The 23980-nt window shown below is 44.8% G+C and carries 21 protein-coding genes and 7 tRNA genes; 6 read left to right on the forward strand and 22 right to left on the reverse strand.

Annotated features, from left to right (window positions below; genetic code table 11):
- Positions 1–114: 114 nt before the first annotated feature.
- From BMZ28_RS04220 to BMZ28_RS04255, 8 genes are all read right to left on the reverse strand, one after another.
- Positions 115–840: an amino acid ABC transporter ATP-binding protein gene (locus BMZ28_RS04220; protein WP_047780609.1), complete on the reverse strand. Its 726-nt coding sequence runs from the start codon at positions 838–840 to the stop codon at positions 115–117.
- On the reverse strand, positions 840–1523 hold the full coding sequence (gene gltK / locus BMZ28_RS04225) for a glutamate/aspartate ABC transporter permease GltK (protein WP_047780610.1): 684 nt from the start codon (positions 1521–1523) through the stop codon (positions 840–842). Before gltK ends, BMZ28_RS04220 begins: the two co-directional genes overlap by 1 nt.
- Positions 1523–2263: an amino acid ABC transporter permease gene (locus tag BMZ28_RS04230; RefSeq protein ID WP_047780611.1), complete on the reverse strand. Its 741-nt coding sequence runs from the start codon at positions 2261–2263 to the stop codon at positions 1523–1525. The genes gltK and BMZ28_RS04230 overlap by 1 nt, the downstream gene beginning before the upstream one ends.
- A gap of 98 nt (positions 2264–2361) precedes the next feature.
- Positions 2362–3258 (reverse strand): glutamate/aspartate ABC transporter substrate-binding protein, encoded by an 897-nt coding sequence (locus BMZ28_RS04235; RefSeq protein WP_074820936.1) that lies wholly within the window; start codon positions 3256–3258, stop codon positions 2362–2364.
- 464 nt (positions 3259–3722) lie between these two features.
- On the reverse strand, positions 3723–5258 hold the full coding sequence (lnt, locus tag BMZ28_RS04240; RefSeq protein WP_074820940.1) for an apolipoprotein N-acyltransferase: 1536 nt from the start codon (positions 5256–5258) through the stop codon (positions 3723–3725).
- Positions 5259–5265: 7 nt separating this feature from the next.
- Positions 5266–6144 (reverse strand): CNNM family magnesium/cobalt transport protein CorC, encoded by an 879-nt coding sequence (corC, locus tag BMZ28_RS17470; protein WP_047780614.1) that lies wholly within the window; start codon positions 6142–6144, stop codon positions 5266–5268.
- Positions 6145–6162: 18 nt separating this feature from the next.
- Complete coding sequence (ybeY, locus tag BMZ28_RS17475; protein WP_047780615.1) at positions 6163–6636, reverse strand: rRNA maturation RNase YbeY; 474 nt, start codon at positions 6634–6636, stop codon at positions 6163–6165.
- Between the two features lie 12 nt (positions 6637–6648).
- Positions 6649–7704: a PhoH family protein gene (locus BMZ28_RS04255; RefSeq protein ID WP_074820942.1), complete on the reverse strand. Its 1056-nt coding sequence runs from the start codon at positions 7702–7704 to the stop codon at positions 6649–6651.
- Between the two features lie 330 nt (positions 7705–8034).
- Between BMZ28_RS04255 and BMZ28_RS04260 the strand changes: the two genes are divergently transcribed.
- Together BMZ28_RS04260 and BMZ28_RS04265 are read left to right on the forward strand one after the other, a co-directional pair.
- On the forward strand, positions 8035–8292 hold the full coding sequence (locus BMZ28_RS04260) for a type II toxin-antitoxin system ParD family antitoxin (RefSeq protein WP_047780617.1): 258 nt from the start codon (positions 8035–8037) through the stop codon (positions 8290–8292).
- Positions 8279–8581 carry a type II toxin-antitoxin system RelE/ParE family toxin gene (locus tag BMZ28_RS04265; RefSeq protein ID WP_074820944.1) on the forward strand — a complete coding sequence of 101 codons (303 nt, stop codon included), beginning with the start codon at positions 8279–8281 and terminating at the stop codon, positions 8579–8581. The genes BMZ28_RS04260 and BMZ28_RS04265 overlap by 14 nt, the downstream gene beginning before the upstream one ends.
- Before the next feature lie 95 nt (positions 8582–8676).
- On the opposite strand, the gene miaB is transcribed toward BMZ28_RS04265, so the two are convergent.
- Positions 8677–10101, reverse strand: coding sequence for a tRNA (N6-isopentenyl adenosine(37)-C2)-methylthiotransferase MiaB (gene miaB, locus BMZ28_RS04270; RefSeq protein WP_074820946.1), 1425 nt, complete (start codon positions 10099–10101; stop codon positions 8677–8679).
- A gap of 158 nt (positions 10102–10259) precedes the next feature.
- Between miaB and ubiF the strand changes: the two genes are divergently transcribed.
- Positions 10260–11450, forward strand: a complete 1191-nt coding sequence (gene ubiF / locus BMZ28_RS04275; protein ID WP_074820949.1) for a 3-demethoxyubiquinol 3-hydroxylase — start codon at positions 10260–10262, stop codon at positions 11448–11450.
- A gap of 86 nt (positions 11451–11536) precedes the next feature.
- Here ubiF and BMZ28_RS04280 read toward each other — a convergent pair.
- From BMZ28_RS04280 to nagB, 11 genes are all read right to left on the reverse strand, one after another.
- Positions 11537–11611 (reverse strand) — tRNA-Gln (locus BMZ28_RS04280).
- Between the two features lie 25 nt (positions 11612–11636).
- Positions 11637–11721: transfer RNA gene (locus tag BMZ28_RS04285), tRNA-Leu, on the reverse strand.
- A gap of 3 nt (positions 11722–11724) precedes the next feature.
- A tRNA-Met gene (locus tag BMZ28_RS04290) sits at positions 11725–11801 on the reverse strand.
- 229 nt (positions 11802–12030) lie between these two features.
- A tRNA-Gln gene (locus tag BMZ28_RS04295) sits at positions 12031–12105 on the reverse strand.
- Between the two features lie 45 nt (positions 12106–12150).
- Positions 12151–12225 (reverse strand) — tRNA-Gln (locus tag BMZ28_RS04300).
- Between the two features lie 25 nt (positions 12226–12250).
- Positions 12251–12335 (reverse strand) — tRNA-Leu (locus tag BMZ28_RS04305).
- A gap of 3 nt (positions 12336–12338) precedes the next feature.
- Positions 12339–12415: transfer RNA gene (locus tag BMZ28_RS04310), tRNA-Met, on the reverse strand.
- Between the two features lie 236 nt (positions 12416–12651).
- Positions 12652–14319: an asparagine synthase B gene (asnB, locus tag BMZ28_RS04315; RefSeq protein WP_074820953.1), complete on the reverse strand. Its 1668-nt coding sequence runs from the start codon at positions 14317–14319 to the stop codon at positions 12652–12654.
- Positions 14320–14601: 282 nt separating this feature from the next.
- On the reverse strand, positions 14602–15825 hold the full coding sequence (gene nagC, locus BMZ28_RS04320; RefSeq protein ID WP_074820956.1) for a DNA-binding transcriptional regulator NagC: 1224 nt from the start codon (positions 15823–15825) through the stop codon (positions 14602–14604).
- Between the two features lie 38 nt (positions 15826–15863).
- Entirely contained in the window at positions 15864–17003 is a 1140-nt protein-coding gene (gene nagA / locus BMZ28_RS04325) for an N-acetylglucosamine-6-phosphate deacetylase (protein WP_074820957.1), read from the reverse strand.
- A 21-nt stretch (positions 17004–17024) separates the two neighbouring features.
- Positions 17025–17825: a glucosamine-6-phosphate deaminase gene (gene nagB / locus BMZ28_RS04330; RefSeq protein WP_047780624.1), complete on the reverse strand. Its 801-nt coding sequence runs from the start codon at positions 17823–17825 to the stop codon at positions 17025–17027.
- A gap of 380 nt (positions 17826–18205) precedes the next feature.
- Between nagB and nagE the strand changes: the two genes are divergently transcribed.
- From nagE to BMZ28_RS04345, 3 genes are all read left to right on the forward strand, one after another.
- Positions 18206–20149: a PTS N-acetyl glucosamine transporter subunit IIABC gene (gene nagE, locus BMZ28_RS04335; protein ID WP_074820960.1), complete on the forward strand. Its 1944-nt coding sequence runs from the start codon at positions 18206–18208 to the stop codon at positions 20147–20149.
- Positions 20150–20399: 250 nt separating this feature from the next.
- Positions 20400–22067, forward strand: a complete 1668-nt coding sequence (glnS, locus tag BMZ28_RS04340; RefSeq protein ID WP_047780626.1) for a glutamine--tRNA ligase — start codon at positions 20400–20402, stop codon at positions 22065–22067.
- An 84-nt stretch (positions 22068–22151) separates the two neighbouring features.
- Entirely contained in the window at positions 22152–22568 is a 417-nt protein-coding gene (locus tag BMZ28_RS04345; protein ID WP_197723518.1) for a putative signal transducing protein, read from the forward strand.
- Between the two features lie 60 nt (positions 22569–22628).
- On the opposite strand, the gene fur is transcribed toward BMZ28_RS04345, so the two are convergent.
- Together fur and BMZ28_RS04355 are read right to left on the reverse strand one after the other, a co-directional pair.
- Complete coding sequence (gene fur / locus BMZ28_RS04350) at positions 22629–23078, reverse strand: ferric iron uptake transcriptional regulator (protein WP_047780627.1); 450 nt, start codon at positions 23076–23078, stop codon at positions 22629–22631.
- A gap of 611 nt (positions 23079–23689) precedes the next feature.
- Complete coding sequence (locus BMZ28_RS04355) at positions 23690–23884, reverse strand: YbdD/YjiX family protein (RefSeq protein WP_074820964.1); 195 nt, start codon at positions 23882–23884, stop codon at positions 23690–23692.
- Positions 23885–23980 lie beyond the last annotated feature (96 nt).

Raw genomic sequence — 23980 nt, forward strand, 5'->3', positions numbered from 1 at the left:
AGACCGCAGTCTACCAAAGGTTAGGATTTCTGAGAGGCGTTATGTGCTATTAATCCCACGATTGATTAGCAATGAAACCCCCGCTTTAACAGCGGGGGAGTAAACAAGGCTCTTTTAGTGCAGAATTTTAGCAAGGAAGTCCTTTGCCCGTTCGGATTGTGGGTTATTGAAGAAGTCATCCTTCTTGGTATCTTCAACAATTTTACCTTCATCCATAAATAAGATCCGGTGAGCCACTTTCTTGGCAAATCCCATTTCATGGGTTACCACCATCATGGTCATGCCTTCATAAGCCAACTCAACCATCACGTCCAGCACTTCATTAATCATTTCAGGATCGAGTGCTGAGGTAGGTTCATCAAACAGCATGGCGATTGGATCCATACATAAGGCTCGGGCGATGGCAACACGCTGTTGTTGACCGCCAGAAAGCTGACTAGGGAACTTATGGGCATGGCTCGACAAACCAACGCGATCCAGCAATGCCAGGCCTTTTTTCTCGGCTTCAGCTTTACTTCGGTTCAGTACCTTCACTTGCGCTAAGGTTAAGTTTTCAATAATTGACAGGTGAGGGAACAGTTCAAAGTGTTGGAAGACCATGCCCACGCGAGCACGTAACTGAGCCAGATTGGTTTTCGGATCGTTAACCACGATACCGTCTACCATAATGGTTCCTTCCTGAATTGGCTCAAGGCCGTTAACGGTTTTAATCAGCGTTGATTTACCTGAGCCGGAAGGCCCACATACCACAACAACTTCGCCCTTTTTCACTTCGGTTGTGCAATCTGACAACACCTGAAAACGGTCATACCATTTAGAAACATGTTTTAAGGAAATCATCAAACTGTCGTCCTTTTTTTCATATAAGTTACAAGTAAGGAGGCGGATAAACAAATGATAAAGTAGACGAAACCGGCAAATAAAACCATCTCAATTTCGGTTCCTGAGGTTTTTCCTACGTTAGTTGCACTGCGGAAGAAGTCTGCCAGTCCGATAACGTAAACCAGAGCGGTATCCTGAAACAGAATAATGCCCTGAGTCAGTAATAGCGGCGTCATCGCTTTAAATGCTTGAGGTAAGATAACCAGTCGCATTGATTGCCACGGTGTCATACCTAATGCCAGTGCCGCAGAGTTCTGCCCCTTGGCGATGCTTTGCAGGCCTGCTCGAATAATCTCTGAATAGTACGCTGCTTCGAACAGTGAGAAAGCAATGACTGCAGAAATAAAGCGAATATCCGTTTGTGGTGACAGCCCCAGAAATTTCTGTAAAAGCTGAGGCACAATCAGATAGAACCACATTAATACCATGACTAATGGAATCGAGCGGAAGGTATTAACATAGGCCGCAGCAAGCAGGCTAATCCAACGGAAGGGAGGCGGTGCCAGACGGAAAATTGCCAGTGCAGTTCCCCAAGCGATACCAAATACGATAGCGCTGATGGCAATTTTTAACGTTACCCACATGCCTTCCAGGAGGTAAGGCATGCTCGGAATAATTGTACTCCAGTCAAATTCAAGCATCATTCACCTCCAAAGGTTCCAGGCAGACGGGTCTTCTTCTCAACCAGTTTCATCAGGCGCATAACCACAATGTTAATGATGATGTAAGCGATGGTAACGGCGAGGAATGACTCATAGGCATAGCCGGAGTATTCCAGCAGTTTGTTAGCCTGTGCAGAAAGTTCAATCAGACCAATGGTTGATGCAACGGCGGAGTTTTTCACCATGTTCAGCATTTCAGACGTCAATGGTGGAATAATGATGCGGTAAGCATTGGGCAACAAGACATAACGATAGGTTTGAGGTAACGTCAAGCCTAACGCAAGGCCTGCGCCTTTTTGTCCCCGAGGCAGAGATAGAATGGCGGTTCTAACCTGTTCACATACCCGAGCACCGGTAAAGAAGCCAAGGCAGCAAACCGAGACAATAAAGAACTGAATGTTTGGATCCAGCTCACCCTTAAACCAATCACCGATTGATGCGGGTAACAGTTCAGGTACCAATAGGTACCAGATAAAGAATTGCACAATCAGAGGAACGTTACGAAATAGGGCAACATATAGCGTGCCGATTGCCGAGAGGATGCGATTGGGAACAGTACGTAAAATACCAAACAGCGATCCCAGGATAAATGCCAGAATCCATGAACAGACCGACAACGCTACCGTAACCTGAAACCCGGCCCACAGCCAGTCCAGATAAGTCGTATTACCAAAAGGGGCCTGTTCAAAGAAGATTCCCCAATTCCAATTTCCAAACATAACTTAGCCCTTATTTTTTATTCTTATTAGCGGCTCTTTATCCCTAATAATGGGATAAAGAGCGCTAACACAGAGCCGATAACTGCGATGTAACTTGGTTAGTTCAGGGCTTTATCGTTTGGTGCTTTAAACAGCTTTTTCATGTCTTCAGACAGCGTAAAGTTCAGGTTCAGACCTTTTGGTGGAACCGGTTGTTTGAACCATTTGTCGTAAGATTTTTCAGCCGCACCGGAGGTTTGTGCGTGAGCAATGGTTTCATCCATCAACTTCTTAAACTGGCTATCGCCTTTACGCAACATACAGCCATAGGCTTCGAAAGATTGTGGTTTACCAGCGATTTCCCACTGATCGGGTTTTTTGGCTTTAGCGCGCTCACCGGCTAACAGGGCATCATCCATCATAAAGGCAACGGCGCGACCACTTTCAACGGTGCGGAAGGCATCACCGTGGTCTTTGGCGCTGATAATTTTCATATTCAATTTGTCAGAATCATTGAGCTTGTTCAAAATGGTTTCTGAGGTGGTGCCTGAAGTGACCGCAACGTTTTTATCTTTCAGGTCGGCAAAGTCTTTAATATCACCGCCTTTCTTAACCAGCAAACGCGTCCCCACAACAAACAGCGTATTGGAGAAATCAACCTGTTTTTGGCGCTCAAGGTTGTTAGTGGTCGAACCGCACTCAAAGTCAAAAGTCCCGTTCTGCAGTAAAGGAATTCGGTTTTGCGAGGTAATTGGAATCAGCTTAACTTGTAGATTTGGCATATCCAGTTTCTTCTTTACCGCATCAACAATCAGGTTGGAGTAATCCTGTGAATAACCTACAACATTCTGCTGATTATCGTAATAGGAGAAAGGAACGGAGGATTCACGGTGGCCAACGGTAATAACGCCGCTGTCTTTAATTTTTTTTAGCGTACCATTCAAATCTTCAGCATGGAGAGCAGTACTTGTCAGACCCATTAAAACTAGCGGTAGTGCCAACTTGCGTAATTGCATGACTTACTCCTTCATTGTTATCAGTATGATGATGTAACCGTCTTTATTGCTCATTAGTCGGCGCCCTGGCCGCCAATGCCGTAATTAAAATGTAGTTTAATGCTACGTATGTGTAAAATTATTAACTCTTTGTTTACTGGTAATTTGCACTATTAGTGAGCGATTTCACATGTCTGCTCTTTTTTGGTGCAGCTTCGCACTGGTAGAGTGCGTATATCGCTTAACAACCGGAAATTTCAGGATTATTTCTGACTTTTTTGCGGTTTCAATAGAGATACTGCAAGGTGCATGCCAAGTCTAAAAGATGTTAATTTATTGTTTAATTAGCAATATTAAAGAGAGTTAGAGATAGGTCGGTGAGACAACACAAGGGGAGCGGCAGAATAGGGAGTATGTCTGGTTAATGGGCAAAATAGCAAAAGCCGCTTTATCTATTCGATAAAGCGGCTTTTTAACGTGGGGAATTAACGTTTATTGGTGCGGCGGGCAAAGAAATAAGCGCTGGCTGCAAGCAATAACGTAAGTAGCCATAATGGCATTGATCCCCAACGTGCATAAGGTGTGAGACCGGTAGAGGGGGCAACTTTTACTTCAAGTACCTGACGCTCAAATTGCGCAAGGCTGGCAATGATATCACCGTTGGCATCGATGGCGGCAGTAACGCCGGTATTGGTGCCTCGTAGCATGGGGCGACCCAGTTCCAGTGCTCTCATTTGTGCCATTTGTAAATGCTGCCAAGGGCCAATGGAATCACCAAACCAGGCATCATTAGAGATTGTTAATAAGAAGTCGGTGTTTGGGGTAAAATTATCGCGTACTTGCTGACCAATAATCACTTCATAACAGATCACGCTGGTAATGTTGTACCCGGCAGCATCAACCGGTGGTTGCAGATAGCCGCCTTCACTAATTGATGACATGGGGAGGTCAAAAAGAGCCGCCAAAGGGCGAAGTATCGATTCAAAAGGCACATATTCACCGAAAATAACCAGATGGTGCTTATTATAACGATTGGTCCCGGTATATTGATAAGGCTGCTCATTACCCAAGACAATCAATGTATTGTAGTAATCCGCACGCTGTGGTGTAGCGCGATAATCGATAATGCCGGTAATCAGGGTTGAATTATTTTCGCGAAAATTGCGATCCAACATAGTCAGAAATGATGCCTGTCTGGTTTCAATGTCAGGAATGGCCGCCTCAGGCCAGATAATAATGCGAGCTTTACCCAAGTAAGGCTTAGATTCGTTGACATAGGCTTCAAGGGTTGGCAATAACTGGTTAGGATTCCATTTTAAAGACTGGGCAATGTTTCCCTGAACTAAAGCAATATCAACGGCACGATCGGGTTGATTGGTGAACCACTGTATTTGCTTTAACGGCCAAGCAAGCAGTACGCAGAGTACCGCAATAATAGCCGGGATGATTTTACGCTGACAGGCAGCTAAGACCAGTAATCCGCTAATGGCCATCATCAGCATGGTTATGGCATCGACACCCAGAATAGGAGCAATACCTTTTAGTGGGCCATCAATTTGGCTGTAACCGAACTGTATCCATGGGAAACCGGTAAATACCCAACCGCGCAAAAACTCGGTAATCTGCCACAGCGCCGGCGCAGCCAAAGCCAGACGCCAAAATGTGGTTTCAGGCCAGAATTTGCTAAGTAGCCAGCTAAATAACATGGGGTAAAGCGATAAATAGGCGGCAAGTAATACCACCAGTCCAACGCTTATCGGTAGGGGAAGTTCACCAAATTCAGCGATACTGACATAAACCCAGTGCACACCTGAACCAAATAAGCCTAACCCCCAGCAGAACCCTATTTTCATGGCTTGCTTAGGTAAGCGGTTTAACGTAAGAGCCAGTAAACCGCACAACGAAACCAGTGCCAATGGCCATAAGTTAAATGGAGATAAAGAGAGCGTGCCGCAGGCACCTAAAATTAGCGCCAGCAGTAAACGGATCCACTGGCGATTAAATGTATGGGCTAGGGCCATGTTTTCTCTAGTCTTCTAATTGTGGTTGAGGCGATTCATTTGGAATCGTAACGTGAACCTGAATAATTCGCCGGCTATCCGCCATGGCAACCTTAAACTGGTAGCCTTCAATAGAAATAATCTCGCCTCTTGATGGTAAATGACCAAAGGCCTGCATAATCAAGCCACCAATGGTATCGACCTCTTCATCACTGAAGTTGGTTGAGAAAATTTCATTAAACTCTTCAATTGGCGTTAGCGCTCTGACGGTGAACGTGTGACGGCTGAGTTGACGTACGTCACGGTCTTCCACGTCGTCATATTCATCCTCGATTTCACCCACGATTAATTCCAGAATATCTTCGATGGTCACTAAACCCGAGACCCCGCCAAACTCATCAATGACAATAGCCATATGATAACGTTGTGAGCGGAACTCTTTGAGCATGCGATCGACGCGTTTGCTTTCAGGTACCACTACGGCAGGACGCAGAACTTTATCAATACTGAATGGCTGAGAATCTTTACTCATAAATGGCAATAAATCTTTTGCCATTAAAATGCCTTCAATATGGTCTTTGTCTTCGCTGATAACCGGAAAACGGGAGTGGGCTGATTCAATAATCACGTCCAGGCACTCTTCCAGCGGTTGATTACGCTTTAAGGTAATCATCTGGGAACGTGGGATCATGATATCGCGTACGCGCTGCTCAGCGATATCCATGACGCCTTCCAGCATATCGCGGGTGTCTGGGTCGATCAGATCGTTTTGCTCTGAATCTCGGATAAGCTCAACTAGATCGCCGCGATTTTTAGGTTCGCCGTGAAAAAACTGGCCAAGAATAAGTGAAAAGAAGCCCTTTTTGGGTCCAGGGCTATCGTTGTTTTGTGAATGATCGTCGCTCATGCATACTTTATTAGTTAGTTAAATTGCGTCTTTTTCTGAGGCATAGGGGTCAGAATAACCTAACTCTTGCATAATCTCAGTTTCTAAAGACTCCATTTCTTCCGCATCATCATCGGTGATGTGGTCATACCCTAACAGATGGAGGCTACCATGAACAACCATATGCGCCCAATGAGCGAGTAAAATTTTATTTTGTTCTGTAGCTTCAGTTTCCACCACCTGACGGCAAATGACCAGATCGCCTAATAAAGGCATCTCCATTCCCGGCGGCGCTTCAAAAGGAAATGACAACACATTAGTTGGTTTATCCATGCTTCGATAAGTATGGTTAAGCTGGTGGCTTTCATCCACATCAACTAAACGTACCGTTACTTCGGCTTCCTGTTGAAAAGGAAGTACTGCCGCATCCAGCCAGCGTTGTACTTCTTCTTCACTCGGAAGTCCCTGCTGATTTTCGCAGGCTATTTGTAAATCTAAAATCACGTGGTTCATGACAACCTTAAATTATTGAGCATCAGACGTAGAGGTCTGTTGATATTCACGTTTGCGTTGTTCTGCCAGTGCATCTTTGCGCTTTTGTTCTTCCGCTTCCCAGGCTTCATAAGCCACGACAATGCGGGCCACAACCGGGTGACGAACAACGTCTTCACTATGAAAGAAGTTAAAGCTAATTTCATCGACGTCGGATAATACCTCAATCGCATGACGTAAGCCTGACTTTTGATTACGCGGTAGGTCGATTTGTGTCACATCGCCGGTAATGACCGCTTTAGAGTTAAAGCCAATGCGGGTTAAGAACATCTTCATCTGTTCGATAGAGGTGTTTTGGCTTTCATCCAGAATAATAAAGGCATCGTTTAGCGTACGTCCACGCATATAGGCTAAAGGCGCCACTTCAATCACATTGCGCTCCATTAGCTTTTCTACCCGTTCGAAGCCTAGCATTTCAAACAGGGCATCGTACAGTGGGCGTAAGTAAGGATCGACTTTCTGGCTTAAATCACCGGGTAAAAAGCCGAGTTTTTCTCCGGCCTCAACCGCTGGTCGGGTTAACAAAATTCGGCGAATCTCTTGACGCTCAAGGGCATCAACCGCTGCGGCAACGGCCAGATAGGTTTTACCAGTACCGGCAGGGCCAACCCCAAAAGTAATATCATGATCGAGAATATTGGCAATATATTGCGCCTGATTCGGCGTACGCGGTTTTATCATACCGCGTTTAGTTTTAATAATAACGGCCTTGCCATAATCGGGGACTGAGTCGGCAATTTGCTCTAACACGCCAGATTCTTTGATTGCCAAGTGAATCTGGTCGGGCTCGATATCTGTAATAATGCCGCGAATTGGCGCGGTATCAACGTATAAAGTAAGAAGGATATCTTTAGCAACGTTGACACAAGAGGATTTTCCTACCAGCGTGAACTTGTTATCACGATGGTTAATTTCAATACCAAGACGCCTTTCCAGTTGCTTGATGTTGTCATCAAATGGGCCACATAAGCTGTTCAGACGTTCGTTGTCTGCGGGTTCAAGCAAAACTTCCAGGGAGTCAATCTTCAAGTCCAGACCTCTTAGTTAGTGAAGTAAAGCGCGAAACAGGGTTTCACGGTAAACACTTTTATCTTGATTATAGATAACTTAGCGCATTATTCATGGCTGATTTCAAATTCGCAACCGTTGAAATAATTTTGCCTCAGCCACAGCGGCAATTTAAGCCAACAATCGCCAATATTTATTTAAATAATAGTATGAGCCCATAGAGAAAATCGCAATCATGTTCAGTATTTTGATGTTGTTACCTGTATGCGTATTGAAAAGTTTGCGTGGCTTATCTAAATTAACAAGTAAGATTATGTCTTACACTTTTAATTGAATAAAGAGGTCTCTAACATGGCACGCACAATGACCATCACCCCAGGAGAAGAATTGCGCCAATTCGTTGAAGGGCTCGTGGAAGCGGGCATTTATCAAACTAACAGTGAAGTAGTTCGTGAGGGACTTCGGATGTTACAGGAAAAATATGCGGCTTCGCAGCTGACGCTTCTGCGCCAATTAATTGATGAAGGTGAGCAAAGCGGTGAGGCTGTGACGTGGAATAGTCAGGACTTTATACGCAGGATGAATCAATTAAAGGATGCTGAAAAGTAAAGAGGTACGCTTAACGCCAAAAGCGATTAGCGATCTGGAAAATATTTATAGGTATAGCCATCGAGAATTTGGCCAGATTAAAGCAGAACGATATATCAGGTGTATTGATGCTGCTTTGAATAAATTGGCTGATTTTCCTCAGTTAGGCATTCACTATTTTCATTTGGCTAAAGATTTGATGGGTTATAAGGTTGAGTCTCATATCGTCTTTTATCGTGTACAGCATGATGTGATTTCGGTATTACGGGTGCTGCATAAATCGATGGATTATGCAGAATACATCCCTTGATGATTTCAGACGCTGTTCAGATCGTTAGGGTATCAAATGCAAAAATCCGCAGCTTTTAAACTGCGGACTTTTAAATACTCAATAGAGAAGGGGAATTAAGGCTGATATTGTCCTACGCCTAACTCATCTTCTTTACGGGTTCTGGCAATAACGGCTTCAGGCGATTCTTGAATGCGTAAATTCATCTCCTGCTCTGTTCTTACCAACTTGCCACGTAATGAGTTTGGATAAACGTCAATAATTTCCACATCAACGAATTTACCGATCATATCCGGTGAGCCTTCGAAGTTGACCACGCGGTTATTTTCGGTACGTCCGGATAACTCCATAATACTTTTACGCGACGTTCCTTCCACCAGAATCCGTTGTACAGTGCCTTGCATACGACGGCTGTATTGCATGGCTTGCTGGTTGATGCGTTCCTGTAGAATATATAAACGCTGCTTTTTCTCTTCTTCCGTAACGTCATCCACCATATCCGCTGCCGGCGTTCCTGGACGGGCAGAGAAAATAAAGCTGTAGCTCATATCAAAATCGACATCGGCAATCAGCTTCATGGTTTGTTCGAAGTCTTGCTGGGTTTCGCCCGGGAAGCCAACGATAAAGTCCGAACTGATTTGAATATCTGGACGAGCGGCGCGTAATTTACGAATAATCGATTTATATTCTAACGCAGTATGAGTACGGCTCATCATATTCAGAATACGATCGGAACCGCTTTGTACCGGCAAGTGTAAGAAGCTCACCAGTTCAGGCGTATCTTTATACACTTCGATAATATCGTCGGTAAACTCTATCGGATGGCTGGTGGTAAAGCGGATACGGTCAATCCCATCGATGCTGGCGACCAAACGTAATAATTCGGCAAAAGTGCAAATGCCGCCGTCAAAAGAGGGACCGCGGTAGGCATTAACGTTTTGACCCAGCAGGTTGACTTCCCGCACGCCTTGCGCCGCCAGTTGGGCGATTTCAAACAGCACATCATCACATGGGCGGTTGACTTCCTCACCGCGGGTATAAGGCACTACGCAGTAAGTACAATATTTATTACAGCCTTCCATAATGGAAACGAAGGCAGTTGGGCCTTCGGCTTTAGGCTCAGGCAAGCGATCGAATTTTTCAACTTCCGGGAAACTAATGTCAACCACCGGACTACGAGTCGCGCTGGATCTGTTAATCATTTCCGGCAGACGGTGTAGGGTTTGTGGCCCAAAAATAACGTCAACAAACGGTGCGCGTTGACGGATATGGTCACCCTCCTGAGAGGCAACGCATCCACCCACACCAATAATTAAATCGGGTCTGGTATCCTTAAAGGTTTTCCAGCGGCCTAACTGATGGAACACCTTTTCCTGTGCTTTTTCACGAATAGAACAGGTATTCAGCAACAGAATATCCGCCTCTTCAGCAATTTCAGTCAACTGAAAGCCATGGGTGCTTTCGAGTAAATCGGCTATTTTAGATGAATCATATTCATTCATCTGACAGCCCCAGGTTTTTATATACAGTTTCTTAGTCATTGATTCGTTACTCAGTACAGGTTAAACCCTATGCAGGGCGCGTATTGTAATGGTTTGTTGGCTCCGTGACCAGTGATTGAATATCTTCAACGCTGAAGGAATTGTAAAAATCCGGTACACTCTGTTTCAGTAGGGTTTAATCGTTGCGTGGTAACGACATGAAAAGCAAGATAAAAGATTATGACGCCATTATTGTTGGCGGTGGAATGGTCGGCGCGGCAGCGGCATTAGGGCTGGCACAAGCCGGTTGGCATGTCGCGGTAATTGAACATGAACATCCTGAGCCGTTTGTACCAAACAGTGCGCCGGATATACGAATTTCGGCAATTGGCTGTACCTCAGTTAATTTACTGCGTCGTTTAGGGGCATGGCAGGATACCGCTAAGATGCGTGTGGCGCCTTACCGTAAATTGGAAACTTGGGAATGGAATGAGTCTAAGGTGGTTTTTGATGCCGAGTCTCTCTCATTACCCGAACTAGGATTTATGGTGGAGAATCGACTGTTGCAGTTGGGACTATGGCAACAGTTTCCACAATATACTTCTCTTCATTTGTATTGCCCATCTCAATTAGTGTCAATGACGCGATCGACGCAACAGGCTCATCAGTGGGAATTGATACTGAATAGTGGGGAGCACCTGCGTTCTCCATTGGTGATTGGCGCCGATGGAGCCAATTCTATGGTACGCAAATTTGCCGGTATTGGTGTGACCGGATGGCAGTATCGCCAATCCTGTATGCTGATCACCGTTGAGACTGAACAGCCTCAACAAGATGCGACTTGGCAACAGTTTTATCCGTCCGGACCGCGCGCCTTTTTACCGCTGTTCGACCAGTATGCTTCTTTGGTCTGGTATGACTCTCCCGCGCGTATTCGTCAGCTTCAAGCGATGACGCTAGCTGAACTGCAAAAAGAGGTTCTCCAGGCGTTTCCGGAGCGATTAGGACAGGTGACCGTGAAGGCTGCGGCTTCTTTTCCTTTAGTCAGGCGTCATGCCCAGCAGTATTTCAAATCCGGGGTGGTATTAATTGGTGATGCGGCCCATACCATTAACCCGTTGGCCGGGCAGGGGGTTAATTTGGGATATCGAGATGTTGATACACTGCTAAATGTACTACTAGCGGCGCGTAAGAAAGGCGAAGACTATGCACAAGATGCCGTATTAGGTCGTTATCAATGTCGGCGTTATCCGGATAATCAGCTAATGCAGGCGGGGATGGATATTTTTTATTCGGCGTTCAGTAATCAGCTACCGCCGTTGCGCTTACTGCGTAATGTGGCGTTAATGGCGGCTCAGCGTTCAGGTAAGATAAAAGAATGGGCGTTAAAATATGCTCTGGGCTTGTAAGCGGTATTTACGTCACTGAAAAATAGATATAAAAAAACTCGCATTAGCGAGTTTTTTTATATCTGGAAGACCATAACATAAAGAAATGGCTGGGGTACCAGGATTCGAACCTGGGGATGACGGGATCAAAACCCGTTGCCTTACCGCTTGGCGATACCCCACCAGAATAATGTTATTGAAGGAGAATGGTGCGGGAGGCGAGACTTGAACTCGCACACCTTGCGGCGCCAGAACCTAAATCTGGTGCGTCTACCAATTTCGCCACTCCCGCGAATGGTGGCTACGACGGGATTTGAACCTGTGACCCCATCATTATGAGTGATGTGCTCTAACCAGCTGAGCTACGTAGCCAAACTTCTGCTTAACCTTCAACAACGTTAAGGTGCGCATTATGCGTATCTGTGCCGTTTTCGTCAAGGTTTTGATCCGCTTTATAGCGCAAAATAGAGAGATTTTCTTATTACGGCGTTTTTCTGGCGAAATTTTAGTCAGAGAGAAGAGGGGGAAACCTAAAAGGGATAAATGAGATCGGGAAAAATGATTGAAGTAAAATCAGAGAAAAATAAATCAGGAGAGGAAATGGCTGGGGTACCAGGATTCGAACCTGGGAATGACGGGATCAAAACCCGTTGCCTTACCGCTTGGCGATACCCCAATGGAGAATATTTCCGAGCTGCTTATACAAGCATAAAAAGAAAAATGGCTGGGGTACCAGGATTCGAACCTGGGGATGACGGGATCAAAACCCGTTGCCTTACCGCTTGGCGATACCCCACCCGAGCATTACTATTGAAGGAAAATGGTGCGGGAGGCGAGACTTGAACTCGCACACCTTGCGGCGCCAGAACCTAAATCTGGTGCGTCTACCAATTTCGCCACTCCCGCGAATGGTGGCTACGACGGGATTTGAACCTGTGACCCCATCATTATGAGTGATGTGCTCTAACCAGCTGAGCTACGTAGCCATACATTTGCTTAACCTTCAACGGCGTTGCGGGGCGCATTATGCGTATCTGAATACCGATCGTCAACAAGTTTTTGCTTATATCGGCCTTACTTTTGTCTGATTGTTTGGCTTATAACCGATATGTCGATAAAAGAGACAAAAAAAGGCCTATTTCTATTTTTTAACGACGGTTGGACGGTGGTCAAAATAATAACGAGCTATATCTAGCCCGTTATGATCTTTGTTTAATCTGCATTATTTTTTATAAGCAGATTGATGAACACCTACCGCGCGTCCTGATGGGTCATCCATTTTTTTGAATGATTCATCCCATTCAATGGCTTTAGCAGAAGAACAAGCGACGGATGGGCCACCGGGTACACATTCTGCGGCGCTCGGCAGCGGAAAGAGTTCTTCAAAGATTTCACGATACAGATAAGCCTCCTTAGAGGTGGGCGTATTGTAAGGAAAACGGAACTTGGCATTTTCCAACTGTTGAGTATTAATTTGGTTGTTTGCCACTTCTTTCAAACTATCAATCCAGCTGTATCCCACGCCGTCAGAAAATTGTTCTTTTTGACGCCATGCTACGCTGGCAGGGAGATAGGATTCAAAGCATTCACGAATGATGTGTTTCTCCATCTTGCCATTACCGCACATCTTGTCTTTAGGATTGATACGCATCGCAACATCAAGAAATTTTTTGTCCAGAAACGGTACTCGCGCTTCCACTCCCCAAGCCGCCATGGCTTTATTGGCTCGGGCACAGTCATACATATGTAGCGCCAGCAGCTTACGGACAGTTTCTTCATGGAACTCTTTGGCGTTTGGTGCCTTATGGAAGTAGAGGTAGCCACCAAAGACTTCGTCGGCACCTTCGCCGGACAGGACCATTTTGATACCCATTGCTTTTATCTTACGCGCCATTAGGTACATTGGCGTTGAGGCGCGAATGGTGGTCACATCATAAGTTTCGATGTGGTAAATCACATCGCGAATGGCATCCATACCTTCCTGAACCGTAAAGTGAATCTCATGATGTACGGTTCCAAGGTGATGGGCGACTTCTTGCGCTGCCGCTAAGTCCGGCGATCCTTCAAGGCCAACCGCAAAGGAGTGAAGTTGTGGCCACCAGGCTTCGCTGCGTTCGCCGTCTTCAATACGACGAGCCGCATATTTTTTGGTGATGGCTGAAATTACCGATGAATCAAGACCGCCAGATAACAGCACGCCGTAGGGCACATCGGACATTAAATGGCTCTTTACCGACTCTTCCAAGGCATTGCGTAACTCATAAGCATCGGTGACATTATCTTTAACGCTGTCATATTCCATCCAATCACGTTGATAGTAACGTTGGATTTTATGGTCATGACTGGACAAATAACTTCCGGCCGGAAATTCTTTGAGCGTTTTACAAACCGGAACCAGCGCTTTCATTTCTGAAGCAACATAAAAGTTACCGTGTTCATCATGACCGGTATACATAGGGATAATACCGACATGATCGCGGCCTAGCAGATAGCTGTTATTGGTGCTGTCATACAGAATAAAGGCAAACATACCCTGTAAATCATCGAGAAAATCGATGCCTTTTTCCTGATACAGCGCCAAAATCACTTCGCAGTCAGATTCAGTCTGGAATTCGTATTTATCTTGCAGCTGGCGACGTAATTCCTGGTGATTATAAATTTCACCATTGACGGCCAATACATGAGTATGAGCTGCATTATAAAGGGGCTGAGCGCCATGATTAACACCGACAATAGATAAACGTTCATGAGCCAGTATTGCTGTGTCAGAGGCAAATATGCCCGACCAGTCAGGACCACGGTGGCGCATCAGACGGGACATCTCTAAGGCCTTCTTACGTAGCTCAATGGGGTCAGATTTAATATCGAGTACACCAAATATTGAACACATCGTTATCTCTCTTGTGTTGTTGTCATTGAATTTATTAAAACTTGTTCAGATTAATTTAAGCAAGAATTAAGCCAGAATTTTTATCAGTGAGTTGGCTTACTTGCGCATTATTTATCGTAATACTTACGATCATAGTCGTGAATTTGCACTATGTTGGTGCGATAGGGAATTTATTTCTGTGCAATGCTCGGTCATAGGACTGAGCATTGCTTTTAATCGAGGAGAAGAGCAGGAGAGATACGTTTTAGGGCATAAAGAGCATAACGAGAGGCTACCCGGCCTTTAATCGTTATTTTCCCCTAATAGATGCTGTAATAAAATGCCGTTAAGCATTGAGCGCTTAACCAGAGCAAAGGAACCGATGGCGGAACGGTGATCCAACTGAGATGTGACCAGCGGTAGACTTTGTCTGAAATTGATCAGAACCTGATTATCAATACAGCGTTGAATTGCGTTTAATAAAATTTTCTCTGCTTCAGTAAGATCACCAGAGATCACCACTTTCTGCGGGTTAAATAGGTTAATGGCTATGGAAATGGCTTTACCTAACTGATGGCCAACATATTCAATGACGTTAACTGCCAACTCATCCCCTTTATTGGCGGCTTTACAGATGGTGGAAATGCTACAGTCGTCCAGAGTGAGTTTACTGCTATATCCTTGGCTGAGCAGGTTACGTACCCGCTGTTCGATTGCCAGATTAGAGGCAACGGTTTCCAGACAGCCAAAATTACCGCAATAACAGCGTTCCCCCAGCGGATCGATTTGGATATGACCAATTTCACCGACGTTACGATTTTTACCCAGAAAAATCTGTCCGTTAATAATAAAACCGGCACCGGTTCCGCGGTGTACTCTGACCAGCATCGAGTCTTCACAATCCTGAGTCGCGCCAAAATAGTGTTCAGCAAGCGCTAAGCTACGGATATCATGACCAATAAAACTGTTAACGTTGAAACGTTCACGAATCGTTTTGCCTAATTGCCAGTTATCTACCGAGATATGTGGCATATATTTTACTACGCCATCTTCTGGATCAACCAAACCGGGGAGGGATATGGCAATAGCGATTAATTCGCGGATTTTATTGCGGAAGGTTTCAATAAAGCTGGCAATAGCGTGAAGCAGACCTTTTTCCAGCGTTTCTTGAGTGCGTTCAGGTAGGGAATAGGCTTCTTCAGCGATGGATTTCCCAGACAGATTATAGAGCGTAACTGTTGCACCATTACGGCCTAAACGGATGGCGACGGTATGAAAGTGTTTGCTTTCAGTCACGATAGAGACCGCCCGACGGCCACCGGTTGAAGCCTGTTGTTCAACTTCTTTAATCAGACCACGATCTAATAGCTGTCGGGTTATTTTAGTAATGCTGGCAGGGGCCAGTTGGCTGAGTTCAGCGATTTGGATACGGGAGATAGGGCCTTGTTGATCGATTAAACGATAGACTACGGCCCCATTTAACTGCTTTACCAAATCGATGTTACCAATCTGACCACTTGTCGTCATCACTACCTCTGTTATTGCATCACTATGAGTGATGACTATTACTTGAGTGAACCATTAACCCAGGTATGGGTAATTTTGAAATCGTGGGTAAACGCAGTTAGGTTAGCCACTTTGCCTGTTTCAATACTGCCTAATTTTTTGGAAACACCCATTGCTCTGGCGGGGTAGAGCGTTGCCATCCGAATGGCTTCATCCAGAGGTATACCGATATATTGAACGCTGTTTGCTACGGCTTCAATCATGGTTAACGCAGAACCACTCAATGTGCCATTTTCATCAACACATATTCCGTTGCGGTAATATACGGGTTTGCCTGCAAAAATAAAATGGTCAATGTTGGCACCGGCAGGGGCTGTTGCATCAGTGACTAACAGCAGTTTATCGGCCTTCAACCGTTTAGCATTACGTATGCTGGACCAGGCAACATGATGACCATCGGCAATCACGCCGGTATAGATTTCTGGCGTATCAAAAATAGCTCCCATCAATCCCGGTGCACGACCGGTAATCGCTGGCATCGCATTATAAAGGTGGGTTGCGAAGCTGATGCCGGCAGCAAAACCGGTGCGGGCTTCTTCATAGGTGGCATTAGAGTGACCGGCAGAAACAATAATACCCGCTTCAGTGAGCTGACGAATGTAGCGACTATCAACCTGCTCCGGTGCCAGCGTAATTTTGGTAATCACGTCGGCATTTTGGCAAAGATAGTCAATCATCGATTGATCGGGTTTACGGATAAAGTCCGGATTATGCGTCCCTTTTTTAGCGACACTAAGATAAGGGCCTTCCAGATGAAGACCTAATGCCTGATTAGCGTGGCTGTTTAAATAATCACGCATCACATCAATAGCATATTTCATAAATTCATCACTGGATGTGATTAATGTCGGAAGGTAGCTGGTACAACCTGACTTTTCGTTGGCCTGTTGCATAATTTCAAGGGTTTTAATTGAAATTGCATCCAGTGAATCATTAAATTGAACACCACCGCAGCCATTTAGCTGAACGTCAATAAAACCGGGTGCCAAAATGGCACCTTGCAGGTCTTTAATCTCAATATCCGATGGTAATTCACTTTGCAGACAGACGCGTTGAATCATACCATTGGCAACGATAACCGCATGGTTATCAAGAATATCGTGGCCGGTATAGATCCGGCAGTGGGTTAAAGCATACATAATAAACCCCCGCAGTAGCGACTATAGGTTTTTGATATTTTCCGCTTCTAATTCACGGAAATATTTCACAGTTTTGATTTTTAATTCCATAGTAGATGGTTCATCGCAAACAATAATTGCTTTTGCGTGCAGTTGCAGTGCTGAAACCGTCCACAGGTGGTTAACGCAGCCTTCAACAGCGGCTTCTAATGCTTGAGCCTTATTGAGCCCGGTCACCAAAATCATGACTTCTGCTGCATCCATCAAGGTACCAACACCAATGGTCAGAGCATATTTAGGCACTTTATTGATGTCATTATCAAAGAAGCGCGAGTTGGCGATGCGAGTATCTTGAGTTAATGTTTTTATGCGAGTGCGGGAAGAAAGCGATGAGGCCGGCTCATTAAACGCAATATGTCCATCAATACCTACACCACCCATAAACAAATGGATTTGGCCATAGGATTTGATTTTATCTTCATAGCGTTGGCACTCGGCCTCAACGTCACTGGCGTTACCATCCAGTAAGTTGATATTTTGTGGCTGAATATCAATATGGCTAAAGAAATTGTTATGCATGAACGAATGATAACTTTGTGGATGAGATTGCTCTAACCCGATATATTCATCCATATTAAAGGTGACGACATGTTTAAAACTGACTTCACCCGCTTTATAAAGTTCAATTAAACGCAGGTATGTGGTTAGCGGAGTGCTTCCTGTCGGTAGACCTAACACGAAAGGGCGTTCAGCCGTTGGTTTAAATGCATTAATACGGTTCGCAATATGACGGGCGGACCATAAACCAACGTCTTTTGCACTTTCTAATGGAATAAGTCTCATGTAAATGCCTCTTGGTTACATAACACTGGCTATACTCATATGTGTGAAAATTAACGTGATAGCTTGAAATTAATGACTATAACTATAGTTCACGTTAACAAAACACGCCTTGGATACTGTGTCAAACTAATATTTCATATGATAAAATAAGTTCCGGTTCATAGCTAGTCTTGTGGTTGTTTTATTCATGTTTTTGGTGATGATAATCACAAATCCAGAGGTTTTAATTTGCGATGCGAAATATATTTTTTACACTATGAATTAGTACGATGTAAGTTGGTTGTGTCTTGTCTATCTGACGGTGGCAGAGTTATACGGTAGACGCCTTATTGTTGAGTATAAAAATAGGCCCTATTCAGGGCATTGCAGGGGGAAACAAGGTGAATATACTTGGATTTTTTCAACGACTAGGACGATCGCTACAGCTACCGATCGCCGTATTACCGGTCGCGGCATTATTACTGCGTTTCGGTCAACCAGACTTGTTGGCTCTGCCGTTCATGGCTCAGGCCGGCGCGGCAATATTTGATAACCTGGCACTGATTTTTGCGATTGGTGTGGCTGCAACCTGGTCTAAAGATAATGCGGGTTCAGCTGCGTTAGCCGGTGCGGTTGGTTTCTTTATTCTAACGAAAGCAACGGTAACCATCGAAGCCAGCATTAATATGGGCGTATTAGCCGGTATTATTTCAGGTTTGGTTGGTGGTGCAGTTTATAACCGTTGGTCTGATATTAAACTGCCTGACTTCTTATCATTCTTTGGTGGTAAGCGTTTTGTTCCTATCGCAACAGGGTTCTTCTGTTTAATCCTGGCGGCGATCTTTGGTTATGTCTGGCCTCCGGTTCAGGCAGCTATTGGTGCTGGCGGTGAGTGGATTGTTGCTCAGGGCGCATTAGGTTCTGGTATTTTTGGTTTTGTTAACCGTTTACTGATTCCTACTGGCTTACACCAGGTTCTGAATACCATTGCATGGTTCCAGATCGGTGACTTTACCGATGCTGCTGGCAAAGTATTCCACGGTGATATCAACCGTTTCTATAATGGTGATGCTACTGCCGGGATGTTTATGTCTGGCTTCTTCCCGATCATGATGTTTGGTTTACCGGGTGCAGCACTGGCAATGTACTTTGCCGCTAAACCGGGTCGTCGTGCAGCCGTGGGTGGTTTATTACTGTCCGTTGCGTTAACAGCATTCCTGACAGGCGTAACTGAACCGCTAGAGTTTATGTTTATGTTCCTGGCTCCGGTTCTGTACTTTGTTCACGCTATCCTGACCGGTATTAGCTTGTACGTAGCGACAGCGCTGGGTATTCACGCTGGCTTTACGTTCTCTGCGGGCGCCATTGACTATGCGTTAATGTTTAAACTACCAGCGGCCAGTAGCAACGTCTGGATGCTGTTGGTGATGGGTGTTGTGGCTTTTGTGGTTTACTTCCTGCTGTTCTCGGTCATTATTCGTGCTTTCAACCTGAAAACACCGGGTCGTGAAGATGAAGATGAATTGGAAGCGACGCCGGATAACTCTAATACCAGCGAAGGCTTGGATGCATTGGCAACCAGCTACATTGGTATTATCGGTGGTAGTGATAACCTAACCGGTATTGATGCTTGTATTACTCGTTTACGCTTGACGGTGAAAGACTCTGGCATCGTTGATAGTACAGCGGCTAAGCGTTTAGGCGCTGCGGGTGTGGTTAAGTTAAATAAGCAAAGTATTCAGATTATTGTTGGGGCAAAAGCCGAATCCATTGCTGACAGCATGCGTAAAGTGATTGCTGCCGGTACTGCACCTAAAACTCAGGCTGCTGCAACTACAGTATCTGAGCCAGTTGTTAAGCCTCAGGCAGCAGTGAAAAAAGCTGAAGCTATTAGCACCTTAATTTCGCCAATTACCGGTGATATTGTGGCGCTGGAAGCGGTTCCTGATGAAGCATTTGCCAGTAAAGCCGTTGGTGAAGGTATCGCTATTCGCCCAACCGGTAAAATCGTGGTTGCTCCGGCTAACGGTACATTGGTGAAAATTTTCGGTACTAATCACGCATTCTGTCTGGAAACTGAAAACGGTGCAGAAGTGGTGGTTCATATTGGTATTGATACCGTTAAGTTGGATGGTAATGGCTTCAAGCGTTTAGCTGAAGAAGGCGCTACCGTGAAGGCTGGCGATCCGGTACTGGAGTTGGATTTAGATTACTTATCTGCCAATGCAGCTTCTATTATCAGCCCGGTTGTTGTCAGTAATATTGATGACTTTAGCGGTATCATTGATGTGGCTAGCGGTAGTGTAGTGGCCGGTCAGTCCAAACTGTTCGATATTAAAGGATAAGATTTAACGCTTATCTGGCCGATATATTGTGTGAAGCGGGAAGGGTAACCTTCCCGCTTTTTTTATTTATTGGCCTTTTAAGGTAAAATAACGGCAATAAATATAGCGATGACGAGGTTATAATCAGCGGCTTTCTACTTGACGGCTGACTTTGCTGTAACTAACGGTTGTGTCCTGAGGGCGGTTGTTAGATTATAAGAGGTTATAACGTTGTGATCGCTTTTGCATTTTGCATACGAGGAAAAAGTAAATGAGTGAGGCTGAAGTTCGCCCAACTAATTTTATTCGTCATATTATTGACGAAGATTTAGCATCAGGTAAACACACGACTATCGTGACCCGTTTTCCACCTGAGCCGAACGGATATCTGCATATTGGGCATGCGAAGTCCATTTGCCTGAACTTTGGCATTGCGCAGGACTATCAAGGTCTGTGTAATTTGCGTTTTGATGACACTAACCCGGTAAAAGAAGATATCGAGTATGTTGAGTCAATCAAGAATGATGTTCAGTGGTTAGGTTTTCATTGGGATGGCGCAGTACGCTACTCTTCTGACTATTTTGATCAGTTACATCAGTATGCGGTTGAATTAATCAGCAAAGGTTTAGCCTATGTGGATGAGCTGAGTCCTGAAGAGATGCGTGAATACCGTGGAACGCTGACTCAGCCGGGGAAAAATAGCCCATATCGCGATCGCAGCATAGAAGAAAACCTTGCGCTGTTTGAGAAAATGAAAAACGGTGAATTTGCTGAGGGTAAAGCTTGTTTGCGTGCCAAGATCGATATGGCATCCTCTTTTATCGTTATGCGCGACCCTGTTCTGTATCGGATTAAATTTGCCGATCACCATCAGACCGGTAATAAGTGGTGCATCTACCCGATGTATGACTTTACCCACTGCATTTCAGATGCGCTGGAGGGAATAACTCACTCTCTGTGTACGTTGGAATTCCAAGATAACCGTCGTCTGTATGATTGGGTGTTGGACAATATCACCATTCCTTGTCATCCACATCAGTACGAGTTTTCTCGCCTGAATTTAGAATACGCCATTATGTCAAAGCGTAAGCTGAATTTGCTGGTGACTGAAAATAGGGTAGAAGGATGGGACGATCCGCGGATGCCGACCATTTCGGGTCTGCGTCGTCGTGGTTATACGGCCGCTTCAATCCGTGAATTCTGCCGTCGCATTGGCGTAACTAAACAAGATAACAACGTAGAAATGGTGGCGTTAGAAACCTGCATACGTGAAGATTTAAACGAGAATGCACCGCGGGCCATGGCCGTATTGAATCCGGTTAAAGTTATTATTGAGAACGTACCGGAAGGGCACGAAGAATGGTTAACCGTTGGGGCTCACCCGAATAAGCCTGAAATGGGAACCCGCAGTGTACCGTTTAGCCGTGAGATTTACATCGATCGCGCAGACTTCCGTGAAGAAGCCAATAAGCAATATAAGCGCTTGGTTTTAGGTAAAGAAGTCCGTCTGAGAAATGCTTATGTGATCAAAGCTGAGCGGGTTGAGAAAGATGCTCAGGGTGAAATTACCACCATTTACTGTAGTTATGATTCGGCAACCTTGGGTAAAGATCCGGCGGATGGCCGTAAGGTGAAAGGTGTTATTCATTGGGTTTCGGTTTCTCACGCACTACCTGCTGAATTCCGTTTGTATGAATGCTTATTTAATGTGGCGAACCCTGGGGCGGCAGATGACTTCTTGTCTACGATTAACCCAGAGTCCTTAACCATTGCCCATGGTTTTGTTGAGCCAAGCCTAAAAGAGGCTCAGCCTGAGTTTGCTTATCAGTTCGAACGTGAAGGATATTTCTGCGCTGATAATCGTCATTCATCAACGGATAATCTGGTATTTAACCGCACGGTGGGTCTGCGCGATACCTGGGCTTCTCAAGCCAGCTAGTATGCCAGATTGACAATATGCTTGAATAAAAAATGCCCGCCAGCATAAACTGACGGGCATTTTTTTAAGGCGAAGGAAGATATTATGGGGCCGTTGGTTGTAGTGGGGCGATACTCTTTTCCACTTGAGGCGCAAATTGCTAAAAGTAATCTTCAGGCCGCTGGCATCCGCGCGTATATTGCCGATGAGCATACCATTAATATGCAGTGGCTTTATTCTGATGCGTTAGGTGGCGTCAGGCTAATGGTGGCTGAGCAGGATGCGCAGGAAGCCGAAGAGATTTTGCAGCAGGATTTCTCACTATCGATAGCGGAGACGGAAATTCCCGACAGTGATGTTGAGAGTGATTGGATTTGTCCTGCTTGCGGGAGCCATAATGTTGCTCTCTTTACCAAGGGAAAGAAATCCGCTTTTGTGATTTTTATTCTGCTGGGTTTTCCACTTTTTTTCTATCAGCATGGAATTAAGTGTAACGATTGCGGTAAATTCAGCAAAAAATAATGCCAGCAATTATGCTGGCAATTGTCGCTGCTATGATAGCAGTCTGAAAGAATGAGCTAATTAACCACGGGAGTCGTGCAAATTCTCATCTTTACGGCAGTCACCGGATATACACTTACCATACAAATACAGGCTGTGGTTGGTTAGTTTAATATTATATCTTTCGGATATATCCCGTTGACGCTGTTCGATCAATTCATCGCTAAACTCAATAACTCGGCCGCAGTCCAGACAGATTAAATGGTCATGATGATGTTTTTGCGTTAGTTCAAAAACGGATTTACCACCTTCAAAGCTGTGGCGGGTGACAATGCCGGCATCATCAAACTGGTTTAAAACGCGATAGACGGTGGCAAGACCAATCTCTTCTCCCATATCGATCAGACGTTTATATAAATCTTCCGCGCTAACGTGATGATTCTCAGGCCCCTGAAGTATTTCCAGAATTTTAAGTCTAGGAAGGGTAACTTTCAGTCCAGCCTTCTTCAGTGCGATATTATTATCAGTCATGCAGATTTCTTCCTAAATTCGGGACGCCATGAGTCTTTAGCGAACGGTTAACAAAAATATAATATAGCATTATAGGGTCAGATACATGAAATAGGAACCACAAGGTATGTAGGGGAATCCGATTACACTGATAGCTATCATTATGGTTTTATGGAAATTTCATCTCCACTTTTTTACTTTGCTATTGATTTGCTGAGGCGTATTGAGCCGTAACCAGCCAATCCTTTCTTAGCCCATCAACAAGTCAATGAGGTTCGATAATTACTAAGAAGGCCAAATGAGGCAGGTTAATTGCCCATTGAGAACCATAGTCAAAGCTAACCATGCGATGTGCATTTTGTACAATGACTCATTCACCAGGTTCGCTAACAATAATCAAAATACTTATATAGCGTAGCATGTGATTAGCCTATTTTTCGATGGTTGTTGCTATAAATGGGCCAATAAGTTTGATATTAGCGCTATCTTGCTCAAAACATGAGAAATAATGTTATCACGCAATCTATGAATTATTGGGTTAATGGATTGTTTTAAGCGAAGGATTAATCAATTGGCTTTCTTTGAGGCTGAAAAGCCGGTTACGATGGTAACCGGCAAAGGACATAATCTATTTAACAACAGGGGCCATTGCCTCCGCCGTAGCGTGCTTTCTGACGTTCCCGGAAGAATTCCTCATAGGTCATCACTTCCCGATCCGGATGGGTCAGGTGCATATGCTGGACGTAATTATCGTAGTCAGGCATACCCACCATTAAACGAGCCGCCTGCCCAAGATAGCGACCTACTTTTGCTAAGTCTTCAAACATAAGTATTGGCCTCCTTTTTATGGTGGCAGTATTGCTAAAAACTTTTGCATACTGCCATTTTTATGCTTGGCGATTAATGGTTTTTAGCCATCAGTC

This window comes from Pragia fontium DSM 5563 = ATCC 49100 (assembly GCF_900112475.1).
Classification (GTDB): Bacteria; Pseudomonadota; Gammaproteobacteria; order Enterobacterales; family Enterobacteriaceae; genus Pragia; species Pragia fontium.